Raw genomic sequence first — 12,411 nt, 5'->3', positions numbered from 1 at the left:
CGCTGTCAGGCATTGCGCACCTGCTGACTCAGGCGCTGGCGCAGCAGCACGGACGGCATCGTGCCTTCGGCGGCAGGGTCGCTGGCGTCGACGGACAAGTCCAGCCCCGTGGCGGCGCGGTAGGCGTGGATATAGCCCTGCACCTGCGGGCGCCAGAAACGGGCCCAGTTGAACGCCTGCGTCGGTTCGTAGATATCGCTCCAGTTGCCGTAGCGAATGGACAACAGCAGCTGTTCGCCGAACATGGCCAGGCTGCGAAAATGCATGACGCTGGTATCGGTCCAGCCCTGCAGTTTTTTCATCGCATCGACCCGGTCCATCCACGGTTCCGGGTACGCCACCATGATGCGGGTGGGCAGGAATTCGCGGAATTCCGGCCGCGCCAGCAGCCATTGCTGCATCAGCATTTCAATGCGCGCCGTCGAGGGCAAGTCGCCAAACTGGTTATGCGCGCCCTGCGACAGGATCAGGTGCACTTCCTTGAGCGCATTGAGCACGGGAAAGGCGTCGGCCTTGACGGTGGTGTCGTCATCCTGCCGGTAGAACGAGGTCAGCAGGCGCAGCAAATGGTGAAACGCTTCGAGGAACTTCGAGCGGCTGTCGGCAGGACGGAAATGGCGCACGGCCTTGCCATCGAGGCGCACGCCGTAATGATGGTCATACTCGTAATTGCGGCGCACCACGGTCAGCCGGTGCTGTTCGTCCTGGGTGTAGCCCCACAAGAGATTGTTGAGCGGGCGCAGCATGTCGATTTCCGTGTTCGACAGCGGGTCGAGACCCGTACCGGGCGCGCGCAGGTTCTGGAAGCGCTGGGTGATGGCGTTCATGGTCTGCACCAGCATGCCTTCCTCATGCCAGTACGACCAGATCAATTCCAGCAGGCAGGGATTACTCAGTTTTTCCTGGAGGATGCCGAAGCACAGGTCCACCTCGCCCTCCTGCCCGCGCGGAATGCTGACCGGGATATCGGGCAGCTTGCGGCGGATCACGGCCAGGTAGGGCAAAGTCTGGAAACCATCGACGTCTTCCAGGTATTCGGTGCGCAGAACCGTCTCCAGGTCGCGCCCGGGCGGAATGTCGCGCCGGTCCAGGTAGGCATTGTCCTCTGCCGGATTGAACGCCAGCGGCTGGTTCAAGACGCCGCAATTGACCATCACGAACGCTTCCGTCGCCACCTTCAGCACGCGGTAGGAATCGGCATCGGAGAATGGCAGCACGCGCCGCTGCCGCAGCTGCTGGAAGGCCTCCGCCTTCTTCTGGAAGCGTTCCTGCTCGAAGCCGCGCACACTGGCTACCTCATGGCAAAACAGGCTGTCCATGAAATGCAGGTAATTGGTGAACGACATCGCCTCGGTGCTGTTGCGTATCAAGGTCCACAGAGGCAGGTCCTCGGTCGGCTCCGTTTCCGTGCGCGTCAGCGACACGCCCACGCTGCCGGCGACCGGCAGCGGCTGGCGCTCTTCGCTGTCGAAGGCGGCGCCCACCGCCAGCATGGCGTCGGGACTGAGGCCATCGGGGCCCGGCAGCGCGCTGCGCACCTCGGGACGCTGCGCCAGCATCAGCTGGCCCGCGAAGCGGTGGGCGCCCGCGCGCCGCACGATGGTGGCAAAGGTGTGATCCAGCTTCGCCACCGGTTTCCACGGCGCCGCCGCCACCACCCTCACCTGCTCGCGGCCATCGGCACTCTGGTCGCCGTCAAAGCTGACGGCGGCGATGGCGCGCTCGCCTACCCGGCCATAACTGCAATCGCTGGTGCGGCAGTCGGCCGTCTCGAACGTCAGGTCGACCTGGGGATTGAGTGCCGGCGCAAAGCAGATGACGGCGCCGCAACCGGCCTGCACCTGCACGCATTGGGGCGGCGTGACAGGGAAATTGCCATACAGGGCCACGTAGCTGCCCGCCGCCAGGTCGGCAAATACCGTGCCGCCCGTGCCGTCGGTCCAGCGCACGCCAACGAGCTGCGCCGGTTCGGGCGTCCAGCCGCCAGGCGCGAATTGCTGGCAATCGACACCCTTGTACAGGCTGATGGCGGCATTGACCAGGCGCGTGCCGCTGTGCTGCTCATGCACGGTGACGGCAATGCTGCCACTCTGCTGTTTCGGGCCCGCCGGGGCCGCCGCCGTTCTCTTGCTGCTCATGTCATTCTCCTCAATGGATAATCAAACGGGATGCGAACCGCGGCGGGGCCCTGCCGGGCCGATAGCCGTGCTGCACCACATCGCTGCACAATTCCGACGTGTCCAGGGTGCTGCGCAAGGCCCAATGGGTCAGCAAACGGCCCAGCAGCTCGCTTTCATCTTCCGGGCCCAGGCTGCCGCTGGCGCGCGCCTGGCCGAGCACCGCAAACACCAGTGTCGGCGCTGCCTGGTACATCTGGCGCGGGACCAGGCCCCAGTGGCGGAACAGGCGGGCCAGCAGCGCCGGCTGGCGCAGCCGGACCTCCATCACTTCAGGCAGCGAACGGCCGCGCAGCGCAGGCGGGCGGTGCTGCACCAGCAAGCCCACCAGCGCCGGCATGCTGGCCTGCAGTTGCAGCAGCAGTTGCCGCTGCCCGGCAGGCACACCCGCCAGCGGGTAGTAGGCTTGCCACAGCTGCTCGATACGCGTCCATTGCGCATGCGGATACAAGGCCCGCCCCATCGCGCAACTGAGCTTGACGCGCAGCCACGGCACCGGGTGCGGATCGTCCGCATTCAGGCGGAAGACAAACACGCGCGGCAGGCTGACGACGCCGATCAGGCCCAGGGTGGCGGCCACGCCCACGCGCGCCAGCGACCAGAAATCGGCCACGATCTCGGCAATCCAGCGCTCCCACAGCTGCCACACGCGCACTTCGCCGCTGCCGCCGTGCTGCATCGCCTGCAGCACGGGCCGCAGCGACGCCACCAGGTCCAGCAGCGCGGCGCCCTGGTGGCCCACCTCGTGCACCAGCGAAGACGCGATGCCGCTGCCGACCATGCGTTCGCGCGGCAGACGGATGATGGCGACGGGGTTGTCGCCGCCACCGGGCAGGCGCGTGCGGGCACGGCGGATGGCGGCGCCCGGCCCCCGGTCCAGGTAGCAGATCACGGGCGGCGCCTGGAAGTACGGGCCAGACAGCGCCAGCGCATCGGCCGAAACGATGTCGAGACCGGACAGCCACACGCCCGTCTGGTGCTCGCTGCGCTGGGTGATCACTTCATTGAACAGGTCGAACTGGGTCAGGGCCGCGTTGAACTTGAGGCGTAAAAAGGTGAAGCGGCGCTGCGCCTCGGCGGCCGTGGCGGTGCTGTTCCTGTCGGCCAGTTCGCTGCGCAGCCAGTGCTGGAACTGCGCCACCAGGCGCCGCAATTCGCGCCGTCCCTGCACCAGCTGGCTTTCGATGGCCGACTGGGCGCTGGGCATCAGGGCCGCCGCCTGCACCATCGGCTCGATCAGCACGAACGGCTCCAGCCGCCCCAGGCGCGTCAGCAGCGAGCGCGCCTCCTGGCCCAGCATCCACCCCGCATAGGCGCCGATGGCCATGATGTCAGACGCCGTACAGGACAATCTTGTGGCCCTGGCGCGCCCAGCGGCCGCTGGACGGGCGCGTGCGCCCCGCCTGCCCCTGGCCGGCGCCATACGCACCCACGCCGGCGGCGCCGTTCTGGGCGGCGAGCTGGCCACCGGGCTGGCTGCCGGGACGGCCAAGCAGGCCAGGGGCGAACTGGCGCGCCGCCGCCGTGGCCGCCGCCTGCGCGATGGCGCGCGGGTCGCCATTGCCGCGTGCCTGGGCCGCGCGGTTGACCGTGTCGGCGGCCAGGCGCACGAATTGTTTCGCGCCCTCGAATTCGCGCTCTTCGTTCGATGACGATTCCGCTTCCAGGCCCAGTGCATTGCCGGCCGCCGACGCCAGGCCGCTGCCGATCTTGGCGCCCAGCGGGCCGCCGAAATAGCCGCCGATGGCGCCGCCGGCCAGCGGAATGGCCTTTTTCGCCACGCCCTTGAGCACGCCGCCGATGGCTTGCCCGACGGGCGACTTGATGATGCCGCTGGCTACCGAGCCGGCCTTGCGCAAAAAGTCGCCAAGAAACTGTTCCAGTTCCGCTTCGTTGCTGACCGACAACAATTCATTTGCCAGTTCCATTTCTTCCGACTCTGAAAACATGGCGTTCGCACCGCCCTCGCCGCTCCACTCGCCCTGGCCGAATTCAAATTGTTCCGCTTCGTAGCCAGACGCTTCCTGGCCATATTCCAGGGTCGTACGATCGATGTCATGCATGATGAGCTCCTGTCTGTTGACACTAAGGTTGAGACTACAGAGCCGGAGGGCCAGGCCGCCCGGCTAACAATCGAGCACCACCAGGTGCCCGCCTTCTCGGCGCCAGCGGCCTTGCTGCAGACTTTTCTGCCCCCTTGCCGCCAGCTGTCCGAGTAGCCCTGGCGCCAGCTTGCGGGCTACCTGCAGCAAGGCCGTTTCCACCTGCTCCCCTGGCGCCTGGAGACTGCCGCTGCTCTGAGCCAGCGCCGCGGCGACCGCAGCGATCAGGTCCACAACGTGGCGCGCCAGCGCAAATTCGCGGTCTTCCGGGCTGAGGCCTTCCAGTTCCAGGCCGAAAATACGCGCGGCCCGCTGCTGGCCGCTGCCGTGCAGCGGCAGCAGCGGCGCTATCAGGACGCCCAGCAGCTGGCGCAGCGGGCGTTGCCAGGTATTGCCAGCCAGCATCTGCGACAGGAAAGCGTCGAACTGGCGCGGCCCCGCCACCTCCAGCAGCCTGGCCGCCAGGACCAGCCCATCCTGTTGCAGCAACGCAGACGCACGGCTGCCGCCAGGCGGCGGCATTTCCAGTTCAGGACGATAGGCAAGCAGGCGGCTGGTCATGGCAGGCTCCGGCAAATGACAAAGGGCGGGACAGTGGTCCTGCCTTCCTGTTGCAAGGGGCGTGCCAGGGAAGATGAGGCCATTGCGAGCGATACGGCGAAACGGGTTTCGCCAGTGCTCATGCACTGCCGAAAGACGGCGAAACGTGTTTCGGCGCCAGTGGCTAGTCGTCAGCCATTGATGGCGATACGCAAGGTGGCCACATAACCATCGGCAGCATTGCCCGTCAAACGGGCCGTCTGCAGGCTGCTGGCCGGGCCGATGCTGCCGCTGCTGTCGCCAAGCTGCGCCAGGTTCGCCACGCTGGCCTGATAACCGCTGGCCGCATAGATCTGCTGCAGGGGCGCCCTGGGGAAGGTGAAGTGTGAAGTCTTGATGCGGTTGCTGCCGCTGGCCGCCTGCACCAGGCTGGGATAGATTTCCAGGTGTACATGCGGCATGCTGCCTGGCTGGCAAGCCGGAAAGATGGTGGTAAAGGCCAGCATGCCGTCAGCATCCGTTTCCTGCAGTCCACGCAGATAATTCTGCCCTGCCAGCGCGCTCGAATACAGGGAATAGCGGCCTTCGCGGTCGCAATGCCATATATAAATGGCGTAGCCGGCCAGGCTGGCGCAGCCGGCGCCGGCATTGAGCAGCTGCAGCCGTATGCTCAGGGGTACGCCCGTGGCCACTGCCGTGCCGCCGTTGAAGCTGCTGCGGATGTCGCTGCGCACAATGCCGGGCTGGTTCAGCACATTGATGATGCTGCCGGCATAGGTATTGCTGCCGTCGGCCGGATACGGCCCCGCCATTTCTTCGCGTATCACGGCGCAAGCCCCTGCCGATTCCGTGACATCCGCCGCCTCCAGCGCGCTCGCCGGCGCGGTGGCGTCGCTGGCGCCGCCGCAGCCGATCAGGGGCAAGGTCGCCGTGCCCACCAGCATCCAGCGCAGCAGCCGGCGCCGTTCTGCCTGGCGCCGGTCCATCATTTCGACCCTGGATGCCAGGTCGACAACAGGTGTATCCATACATATTCCATCAAATGGGGCAAGCTGGCCAGCGCCGGACTGAGGCTGGCGCACAGGAACAGCAGGCGCCTGGCGGCTTGGCTGAACGTGACGCTGGCTGGCTTGCGCTCCATGGTTTACGCCGTGGTGTTGACCAGGTTGCCGGCCGCTGGCAGGCTGGTGGCGCCGCTGGCGCCGCCCAGGCTGCCCGACAGCGATTGCAGGAAACTGCCCAGCTTGGCATTGCTACCGTCGCTGCTGCCGCTCAGTGAGGTCAAGAGATTGGCGAAGCTCGATTGCAAATCGCTGACGCTGCTGTCGCTGCCCGTGCTGCTACCGTCGGTGCTGCCGGTGCTGTCTGTGCTGGACGACAATTTCTGCATCAGGCTTTGCAAGTCCGACTCGATATGGCCGGGTCCGCCCCTGCCGCCGCCGTGGTGGCCGCCTTCGCCGGCAACCTTGCCCTGGCCTTCAGCCTGGCCGGCACCCTGCGCATGCAGGCTGCCCATCAATTGATGCAAAAAGGCGCCCAGCGCCTGGCCCGCATCGCTGCCGCTGGCGGCGCTGGTGCTGCCAGCGGTGCTGCTGTCCGTCGTGCTATCGCTATCGGTATTGGGTACGGTCACGCCGATCGATGACAGGGCGCTGGAAATCGCATCCAGGAAACCGTTGTCATCGGGCTTTTGCGGCGGCGTGCCGCCCGTGGCGCTGCTTGCAGCGCTGGCCGTGCTGCCGTCGAGGCGATTGAAGGCGTTCAATTGCAGGTTGCTGCTGGACGATAAGGCGCTGATGCTCATGTTGTATTCCCCTTTTTATAATAGATAAGGCTTGATTACACAGGTGCCGGCGGACGTGGACGCTGTCCCTGGCGGCCAGGACCGCCCTCGTGGCGCGCTTGACGGGCGGCCAGTTGCGTGCGCTGTTCCGGTGTCAGCAAAGCCAGCAGTTGCTGTTCCAGCCGCGCATGTTCCAGGCTGATCCTGGCAGTGGCTTGCGCTGCGGTATTGGCCAGGGTGGCGGCCTGGGCGTCATCGTATTGGGCGGAAGCGGCCAGGGCGCGCAATTGCGCATGCGCCTTGAAGGCGATTTTCTTTTGCTCGTGCAACAGCGGTTCCTGGGCGTAGGTCGCGGCAAATACCTTGTCCTGCTGCGCCTCGGTCAATTCGATGCCGCGCAGGAAAGCTGGCACGCCGTCGCCAGCATGGCCCGGGCCGTGATGCCCCATGCCGGTGCCGGGACCGAGGCCAAAGCCAGGCCCCTGCTGCGCCTTGGCCGTCAGCGGCGCGGCCAGGCCGGCCGACAGCAGCAGGAACAGCATCGTTTGTCGATGTTTCATGGGATTTCCCTCTCGTTTTGATGAAGATTGATTGTCCGGTGCTGGCGTGTAAAGCAACGTTAGTACTAAGTAAAAGCATGTAAAGGAATGTGAGCGCTTGTGTGTAAAACCGCGTAAAACGCTGTGTAACACCCGCCGATTGGCTGCTATCATCGGGACAAGACAATCTGTGAACATGGGAAAGACGCGCAAAGGATGAGCAAGGTACTGCTGATAGACGACGATGTGGAGCTGGTAGGCATGTTCCAGGAATACCTGGAACAGGAAGGCTTTGCGGCGCGGGCCGTGCATGACGGCGAAACCGGCTCGGCCGAAGCGCTGACAGGCCTGTACGCCATCGCCGTGCTCGACGTGATGATGCCGCGCATGAACGGCCTGGAAACCTTGCGCCGCATCCGCGCCGGCAGCAATATGCCGGTCCTGATGCTGACGGCGCGCGGCGACGATACGGACCGCATCGTCGGACTGGAGCTGGGCGCCGACGATTACGTCACCAAGCCGTGCACGCCACGCGAACTGACGGCCCGCATCCGCGCCATCCTGCGCCGCTCGCAGGCGGTGCAACCAGACAATTCCGGCGCCGCGCCCCTGAGCGTGGGCCAGTTGACGATGTGGCCGCAGCAGCGCCGCGCCGCCTGGGCCGGCACCCATCTGGAACTGACCAGCACGGAATTCAATTTGCTGGAAGTGCTGGTGCGCCAGGCAGGCAAGCCGGTCAGCAAGAACCAGCTGTCCGAACTGGGACTGGGCCGTCCCATGGCCCGCTTCGACCGCAATATCGATGTACACCTGAGCAGCCTGCGGCGCAAGCTCGGCTGCCTTTCCGATGGCCGTTCCTGCCTGCAGACGGTGTACCGGCTAGGCTATCAGCTGATCAAGGAATAAGCGTGGGACGCCTGTTCTGGAAGTTTTTCCTGTGTATCCTGCTGGCCCAGTTTGCCGCCACCATCGGCATCGGCGGCACCTTCTGGCTGAAAAATCGTGCTGCCCAGCAAGAACGCCTGCTCGATATCGATACCAGCCCGCCCGCGCAGATGGCCATCGATGCGGCTGCCGCCACCCTGGAGTTTGGCGGCAGCAATGCCCTGCGCCAATTGCTGGTGCAAACGGAACACCTGCGCGTGTATGCCGTCAATGCACAAGGCCACGAATTGCTGGGCCGTCATGTCCAGCCAGCGACCCTGGCCAAGGCGCGCGCCATGCGGGCACAGCACATGGGCCGGCGCGTGGTGCGCGAACTGGAAGGCGCCGATGGCGTGCGGCTGCTGCTGTTCCTGCCGTATTCCGAACATTTCCGCAGCTTCGATACCGGCGGCGCCCGCGATACCCTGCAAGCCATCGTGATGGGCGATCCCCGCACCATGCCGCCCGGCCGCGCCTCCGCTGACGCCAGCGCACCGCCACCGGGCGCCATGGCAAGCGCTCCCTTGGGCGGGATGAATGGCATGCGCGACATGGGCGGCATGCCGTCCGGCCCGCGCATGATGACGCCTTACCGCAGCTTCATTCCCGTGGTGGCCGCCACCGTGGCCAGCCTGCTGTTCGCATTCTTGCTGGCCTGGTATTTCGCCCGTCCCATCCGCGACCTGCGGCTGGCCTTCGAAGGCGCGTCCAGCGGCGACCTGGCGCCGCGTTTCCGCAACAAGCCGGGCGGCGACGAATTGAATGACCTGGGCCACGATTTCGACCGCATGACGGGACGCCTGCAAAACCTGATGGATAGCCAGACGCGGCTCTTGCATGATGTCTCGCATGAATTGCGCTCGCCGCTGGCGCGGCTGCAGGCCGCCATCGGCCTGGCCCACCAGCAACCCGAGAAAATGGCGGCGTCGATGGAGCGCATCGAACGCGAAAGCGTGCGCATGGATAAGCTGATCGGTGAATTGCTGACCCTGTCGCGGCTGGAAGCGGCGGCCGTCAACCCGCTCAGCGAAGACTTCAGCATCGCCGACTTGCTGCACGACATCGTGGAAGATGCCCGCTACGAGGCAGGCGGACGCCAGATCAGCATCAGCCTCAGCGGCGACGCCGATATCGGCGAAGCCATCGTGACGGGCCAGGCCGACCTGCTGGGCCGGGCGGTGGAAAACGTGGTGCGCAACGCCATCAAGCACAGCCCCGACGGCGGCGCGGTGGAAGTGGCAACTTCGCTGCTCGACGGCGGCCGGCAAGTGCGCATCGCCGTGCTCGACCAGGGTCCCGGCGTGGCGGCAGCCGACCTGGGCGCCATTTTCGAACCCTTCTTCCGCGCCAGCAATACACAAAAATCCACCGATGGCCATGGCCTGGGCCTGGCCATCGCCCAGCACGTGATCGGCGCCCATGGCGGCACGATCACCGCCGGCAACCGCAGCAATGGCGGGCTGAGCGTAGAGATGATCTTGCCGGCAAAGATGCCAGGCTGATTGCTTTAATCTGATGCGCCGGAGCTGGTCAACATCTGCAAGATGGCCTCGCTCACCACCTCCGGCGACGTCAGCGCCATCTGATGGCTGGAGTCGACTACCACCGTCTGCGCTTTCGGGTATAGCGCGCGGACGGCATCACGCGTGGCCTTGTCCATCCGGAACGCGCCAAAATCGACGGCAATCGCCGTCTTCGACACGGGTTGATTGACCAGCCTCACCATCGGTTTGTCATCGATTGCAGGCAGGCGCAAGACCATCTCGCCTGTTGCATCGATCTGTTCGATTTCGCGCCACACCGAACGTGAAAAGAACAGCTGGCCGGCGATACGCGTCAGCAGGGGAAACTCTTGCGTCCCCTTCACCATGCGCGGATACAGCGCATCGATCAGCACCAGCGCTTTCACTTCCTGCGGATAAGTCCTGGCAAACAGCTGCATATACAAGCCGCCCAGCGAATGGCCGACCAGCACATACGGCGGCTTCAAGTCCTTCTGGCGCAACAGGCTGCGCAACTCCTCGACCACGGTGCGGCCATCGCGTGGCGTGGTAGCGGCCGCGCTATGGCCGTAACCGGGCCGATTGTACACAAAGACGGAGGCCTCCTGCGCTATGCGTTCGGGCACCGTGCCCCATGCGGCGATGGTGCCGCGCGAACCACTCTCGAACACCACCACGTCGCTGGAACCGGGATGGCGCAATGTGAGCGACTCCACCTGGCGCCCGTCAATAGTATCGATCAGTGGCGTGGCAGGCGCAGCCTGGACCGCGCCGGCGAGGCAAAACAGCATCGGTATAGCCTTGAACATCGGTGTCTCCATCAAAGAAAACACCAGCATGGCAAAGGCCGCCGGACAAAGCACGGCCTGTGCGACGAATCGACAGCCGGCGCGACGGATGGCAAGCGGGCCAGTTGAACGCCGCTACATGGCCTTGAACAGGTGGACGAAAGCGCGGCTGACGGGCAGCTCGCCAGCGTGGCCGCGCATGCGCAGGAATAAACGGCTGGCGGCATCGCGGCGCGTGCCTTCCAGCCAGGCCAGGTTGATCACGGTAGAACGGTGTACCTGCCAGAACTGCTCGGGATCGAGCTGGCTGGCCAACTCGCTGACGGGCGTGCGTAGCAAAAATTCGCCATCGACACTGGACACCACCGTGTACTTGTCATCGGCGTGGAAAAAGCGCACCGTGGCAACGTCGATATGGTGCGTACGCTCCCCCTGGGAAGCGAGTAGATAGCGCAAACGGGGACGCGGCGTGAGGGTGAACGCGGCCGCCCCCGTCAACTGCTGCAAGGCTTGCGCCAGGGCCGCCGTGGGGAGCGCTATGGCGGGTGCTGCACGCAGGCGCGCCACCGTGCGGGCCAGCCTTTCCGTGCTGACCGGCTTGAGTACGTAGTCGAGCGCGGCATGTTCGAAGGCCTGTAGCGCAAAGGCATCAAACGCCGTGACGAACACCACCCGCGTATGCCCTTCTATGCCTTGCGCTACCTCCAGGCCGGTCAGGCCAGGCATGTCGATATCAAGAAACGCGATATCGGGCTCCAGCTCGGCGATGCGCGCGGCCGCATCGATGCCATTGCGCGCCAGATGGACGATGTGCAGTTCGGGCCACAGGGATAGCAACTGGTCGCGCAAATACTGCGCCAGATGCGGTTCATCGTCCGCGATCAGGGCGCGCATCATGCTGCCGCCTGCGCCACTGTGGTGCTTATACTGCAGCGGTAAGGCAGTTCCAGCATGGCTTCGGTGCCATCATCGCACTCGCGCAAGATCAGGCTCGCCTGCGTGCCAAACTGTGCCAGCAGGCGCGAACGCAGATTGGCCAGCGCCATGCCATTGCCCGGGCGCAGGCGTTTGCGGGGCGCCGCCAGACCGACACCATCATCAAGGATGCGCACCAGCAACCGCCCTTCACTCACCGCTGCATGGACAAGTATGCTGCCGCCATCGAGCTTGGGCGCCAGTCCATGTTCGATGGCATTTTCCACCAGCGGCTGCAGCATCAGCGTCGGCATCTGGGCCAGCCGCGCTTCTTCGCTGGCAGTGATGCTAAAACGCAAGCGCTGCTCCATGCGTATCTGCTGCAGGGACAGATAATTGCCTGCCATCTCGAGTTCCGCTTCCAGGCTGCTGTCGCCCTGGCGCAACTGGCCCAGGCTGGCGCGCAGGTAGCCGGAAAACGTCTCCAGCATCCGTTTCGCCCGTGCCGGTTCGACATCCATCAGGCTTTGAATATTGGCCAGGGTATTAAACAGGAGGTGGGGTTCGATCTGGCCCTGCAACAGGCGCAGTTGCGCCTGCGTCACCTGATTCTGCAATTGCTGCTGGCGCAGCCGCGAGCGCCACCAGGCCCAGTTGGCAGCCATCAGCAACAAAATAAACACCGCAAATTTGGTCAGCGCGGCAGGCAGGGAAATAAACATGCCCCACAGCTTGAAATCTAGCAGCATGGGCACGATGGTAAAGCCGACCGTCATGCCCAGGATGATGCCTGTCAGGGACAATCCGCCCAGCATCATGCCGGCGCGGATATCGCGCACCTGCGACATGCGCTGCAGCAGCGGTTCGGGCAGGTAGCGCTCGGCAACACGCAGTACACCGAACAGTGTCCAGACGATGCACAGGCAGATGCCGATATTGGGCAACAGCGACGCCCACCACCAGCCGGGGCGCTCCACCCGGCCAAAAATGGCGACGAAACTCATCAGACCCAGTGCCAGGGCGACCGCAAGCACGGATGCGCCCAGCAGGCGCGTAATGGTCGAGACTTCATGTTGCGGGCGCAGCTCCCACAGGGATCGCCAGCCCAGCATCAAACTTGCTTTTCTTGTCATGCCCCTAG

13 protein-coding genes are annotated in these 12,411 nt (G+C 65.0%); 2 read left to right on the top strand and 11 right to left on the bottom strand.

Annotated elements, in window-relative coordinates; genetic code table 11:
• Window positions 1-5 precede the first annotated feature (5 nt).
• From ACL9RI_RS04940 to ACL9RI_RS04905, 8 genes are all read right to left on the bottom strand, one after another.
• The gene (locus ACL9RI_RS04940; RefSeq protein ID WP_422725464.1) at window positions 6-2,138 is read right to left on the bottom strand and encodes a hypothetical protein; all 2,133 of its coding nucleotides are present in this window, start codon (window positions 2,136-2,138) and stop codon (window positions 6-8) included.
• A gap of 10 nt (window positions 2,139-2,148) precedes the next feature.
• On the bottom strand, window positions 2,149-3,504 hold the full coding sequence (locus ACL9RI_RS04935; protein WP_422725463.1) for a hypothetical protein: 1,356 nt from the start codon (window positions 3,502-3,504) through the stop codon (window positions 2,149-2,151).
• A gap of 4 nt (window positions 3,505-3,508) precedes the next feature.
• Window positions 3,509-4,240 carry a hypothetical protein gene (locus ACL9RI_RS04930; RefSeq protein WP_422725462.1) on the bottom strand — a complete coding sequence of 244 codons (732 nt, stop codon included), beginning with the start codon at window positions 4,238-4,240 and terminating at the stop codon, window positions 3,509-3,511.
• Window positions 4,241-4,303: 63 nt separating this feature from the next.
• A complete protein-coding gene (locus ACL9RI_RS04925) occupies window positions 4,304-4,840 on the bottom strand; it encodes a hypothetical protein (RefSeq protein WP_422725461.1) in 537 nt (178 codons plus the stop codon).
• Between the two features lie 170 nt (window positions 4,841-5,010).
• Entirely contained in the window at window positions 5,011-5,847 is an 837-nt protein-coding gene (locus tag ACL9RI_RS04920) for an intradiol ring-cleavage dioxygenase (RefSeq protein ID WP_422725460.1), read from the bottom strand.
• Window positions 5,805-5,960 carry a hypothetical protein gene (locus tag ACL9RI_RS04915; RefSeq protein ID WP_422725459.1) on the bottom strand — a complete coding sequence of 52 codons (156 nt, stop codon included), beginning with the start codon at window positions 5,958-5,960 and terminating at the stop codon, window positions 5,805-5,807. Before ACL9RI_RS04915 ends, ACL9RI_RS04920 begins: the two co-directional genes overlap by 43 nt.
• A 3-nt stretch (window positions 5,961-5,963) precedes the next feature.
• Window positions 5,964-6,623 (bottom strand): hypothetical protein, encoded by a 660-nt coding sequence (locus tag ACL9RI_RS04910; protein WP_422725458.1) that lies wholly within the window; start codon window positions 6,621-6,623, stop codon window positions 5,964-5,966.
• 35 nt (window positions 6,624-6,658) lie between these two features.
• Window positions 6,659-7,162, bottom strand: a complete 504-nt coding sequence (locus tag ACL9RI_RS04905; RefSeq protein ID WP_422725457.1) for a Spy/CpxP family protein refolding chaperone — start codon at window positions 7,160-7,162, stop codon at window positions 6,659-6,661.
• 195 nt (window positions 7,163-7,357) lie between these two features.
• On the opposite strand from ACL9RI_RS04905, the gene ACL9RI_RS04900 reads away from it, so the two are divergent.
• A complete protein-coding gene (locus tag ACL9RI_RS04900; protein WP_422725456.1) occupies window positions 7,358-8,047 on the top strand; it encodes a response regulator transcription factor in 690 nt (229 codons plus the stop codon).
• Window positions 8,048-8,049: 2 nt separating this feature from the next.
• Window positions 8,050-9,567, top strand: a complete 1,518-nt coding sequence (locus ACL9RI_RS04895; RefSeq protein ID WP_422725455.1) for an ATP-binding protein — start codon at window positions 8,050-8,052, stop codon at window positions 9,565-9,567.
• 5 nt (window positions 9,568-9,572) lie between these two features.
• On the opposite strand, the gene ACL9RI_RS04890 is transcribed toward ACL9RI_RS04895, so the two are convergent.
• The 3 genes from ACL9RI_RS04890 to ACL9RI_RS04880 form a co-directional block, all read right to left on the bottom strand.
• The gene (locus tag ACL9RI_RS04890) at window positions 9,573-10,376 is read right to left on the bottom strand and encodes an alpha/beta fold hydrolase (protein ID WP_422725454.1); all 804 of its coding nucleotides are present in this window, start codon (window positions 10,374-10,376) and stop codon (window positions 9,573-9,575) included.
• Window positions 10,377-10,490: 114 nt separating this feature from the next.
• On the bottom strand, window positions 10,491-11,252 hold the full coding sequence (locus tag ACL9RI_RS04885; protein ID WP_422725453.1) for a LytR/AlgR family response regulator transcription factor: 762 nt from the start codon (window positions 11,250-11,252) through the stop codon (window positions 10,491-10,493).
• Window positions 11,249-12,403 carry a sensor histidine kinase gene (locus tag ACL9RI_RS04880; protein WP_422725452.1) on the bottom strand — a complete coding sequence of 385 codons (1,155 nt, stop codon included), beginning with the start codon at window positions 12,401-12,403 and terminating at the stop codon, window positions 11,249-11,251. Before ACL9RI_RS04880 ends, ACL9RI_RS04885 begins: the two co-directional genes overlap by 4 nt.
• Between the last annotated feature and the right edge of the window lie 8 nt (window positions 12,404-12,411).

The organism is Janthinobacterium sp. Mn2066 (genome assembly GCF_049319705.1).
GTDB lineage: Bacteria > Pseudomonadota > Gammaproteobacteria > Burkholderiales > Burkholderiaceae_D > Janthinobacterium.
Note: the sequence above shows the minus strand (reverse complement) of the source record. Positions and strands in the feature narration are given on the sequence as shown.

Bases quoted from the DNA above. Each gene is read 5' to 3' on its own strand.
- ACL9RI_RS04940 (WP_422725464.1), bottom strand. From the start codon at position 2,138: ATGAGCAGCAAGAGAACGGCGGCGGCCCCGGCGGGCCCGAAACAGCAG.
- ACL9RI_RS04935 (WP_422725463.1), bottom strand. From the start codon at position 3,504: ATGGCCATCGGCGCCTATGCGGGGTGGATGCTGGGCCAGGAGGCGCGC.
- ACL9RI_RS04930 (WP_422725462.1), bottom strand. From the start codon at position 4,240: ATGCATGACATCGATCGTACGACCCTGGAATATGGCCAGGAAGCGTCT.
- ACL9RI_RS04925 (WP_422725461.1), bottom strand. From the start codon at position 4,840: ATGACCAGCCGCCTGCTTGCCTATCGTCCTGAACTGGAAATGCCGCCG.
- ACL9RI_RS04920 (WP_422725460.1), bottom strand. From the start codon at position 5,847: ATGGATACACCTGTTGTCGACCTGGCATCCAGGGTCGAAATGATGGAC.
- ACL9RI_RS04915 (WP_422725459.1), bottom strand. From the start codon at position 5,960: ATGGAGCGCAAGCCAGCCAGCGTCACGTTCAGCCAAGCCGCCAGGCGC.
- ACL9RI_RS04910 (WP_422725458.1), bottom strand. From the start codon at position 6,623: ATGAGCATCAGCGCCTTATCGTCCAGCAGCAACCTGCAATTGAACGCC.
- ACL9RI_RS04905 (WP_422725457.1), bottom strand. From the start codon at position 7,162: ATGAAACATCGACAAACGATGCTGTTCCTGCTGCTGTCGGCCGGCCTG.
- ACL9RI_RS04900 (WP_422725456.1), top strand. From the start codon at position 7,358: ATGAGCAAGGTACTGCTGATAGACGACGATGTGGAGCTGGTAGGCATG.
- ACL9RI_RS04890 (WP_422725454.1), bottom strand. From the start codon at position 10,376: ATGTTCAAGGCTATACCGATGCTGTTTTGCCTCGCCGGCGCGGTCCAG.
- ACL9RI_RS04885 (WP_422725453.1), bottom strand. From the start codon at position 11,252: ATGATGCGCGCCCTGATCGCGGACGATGAACCGCATCTGGCGCAGTAT.
- ACL9RI_RS04880 (WP_422725452.1), bottom strand. From the start codon at position 12,403: ATGACAAGAAAAGCAAGTTTGATGCTGGGCTGGCGATCCCTGTGGGAG.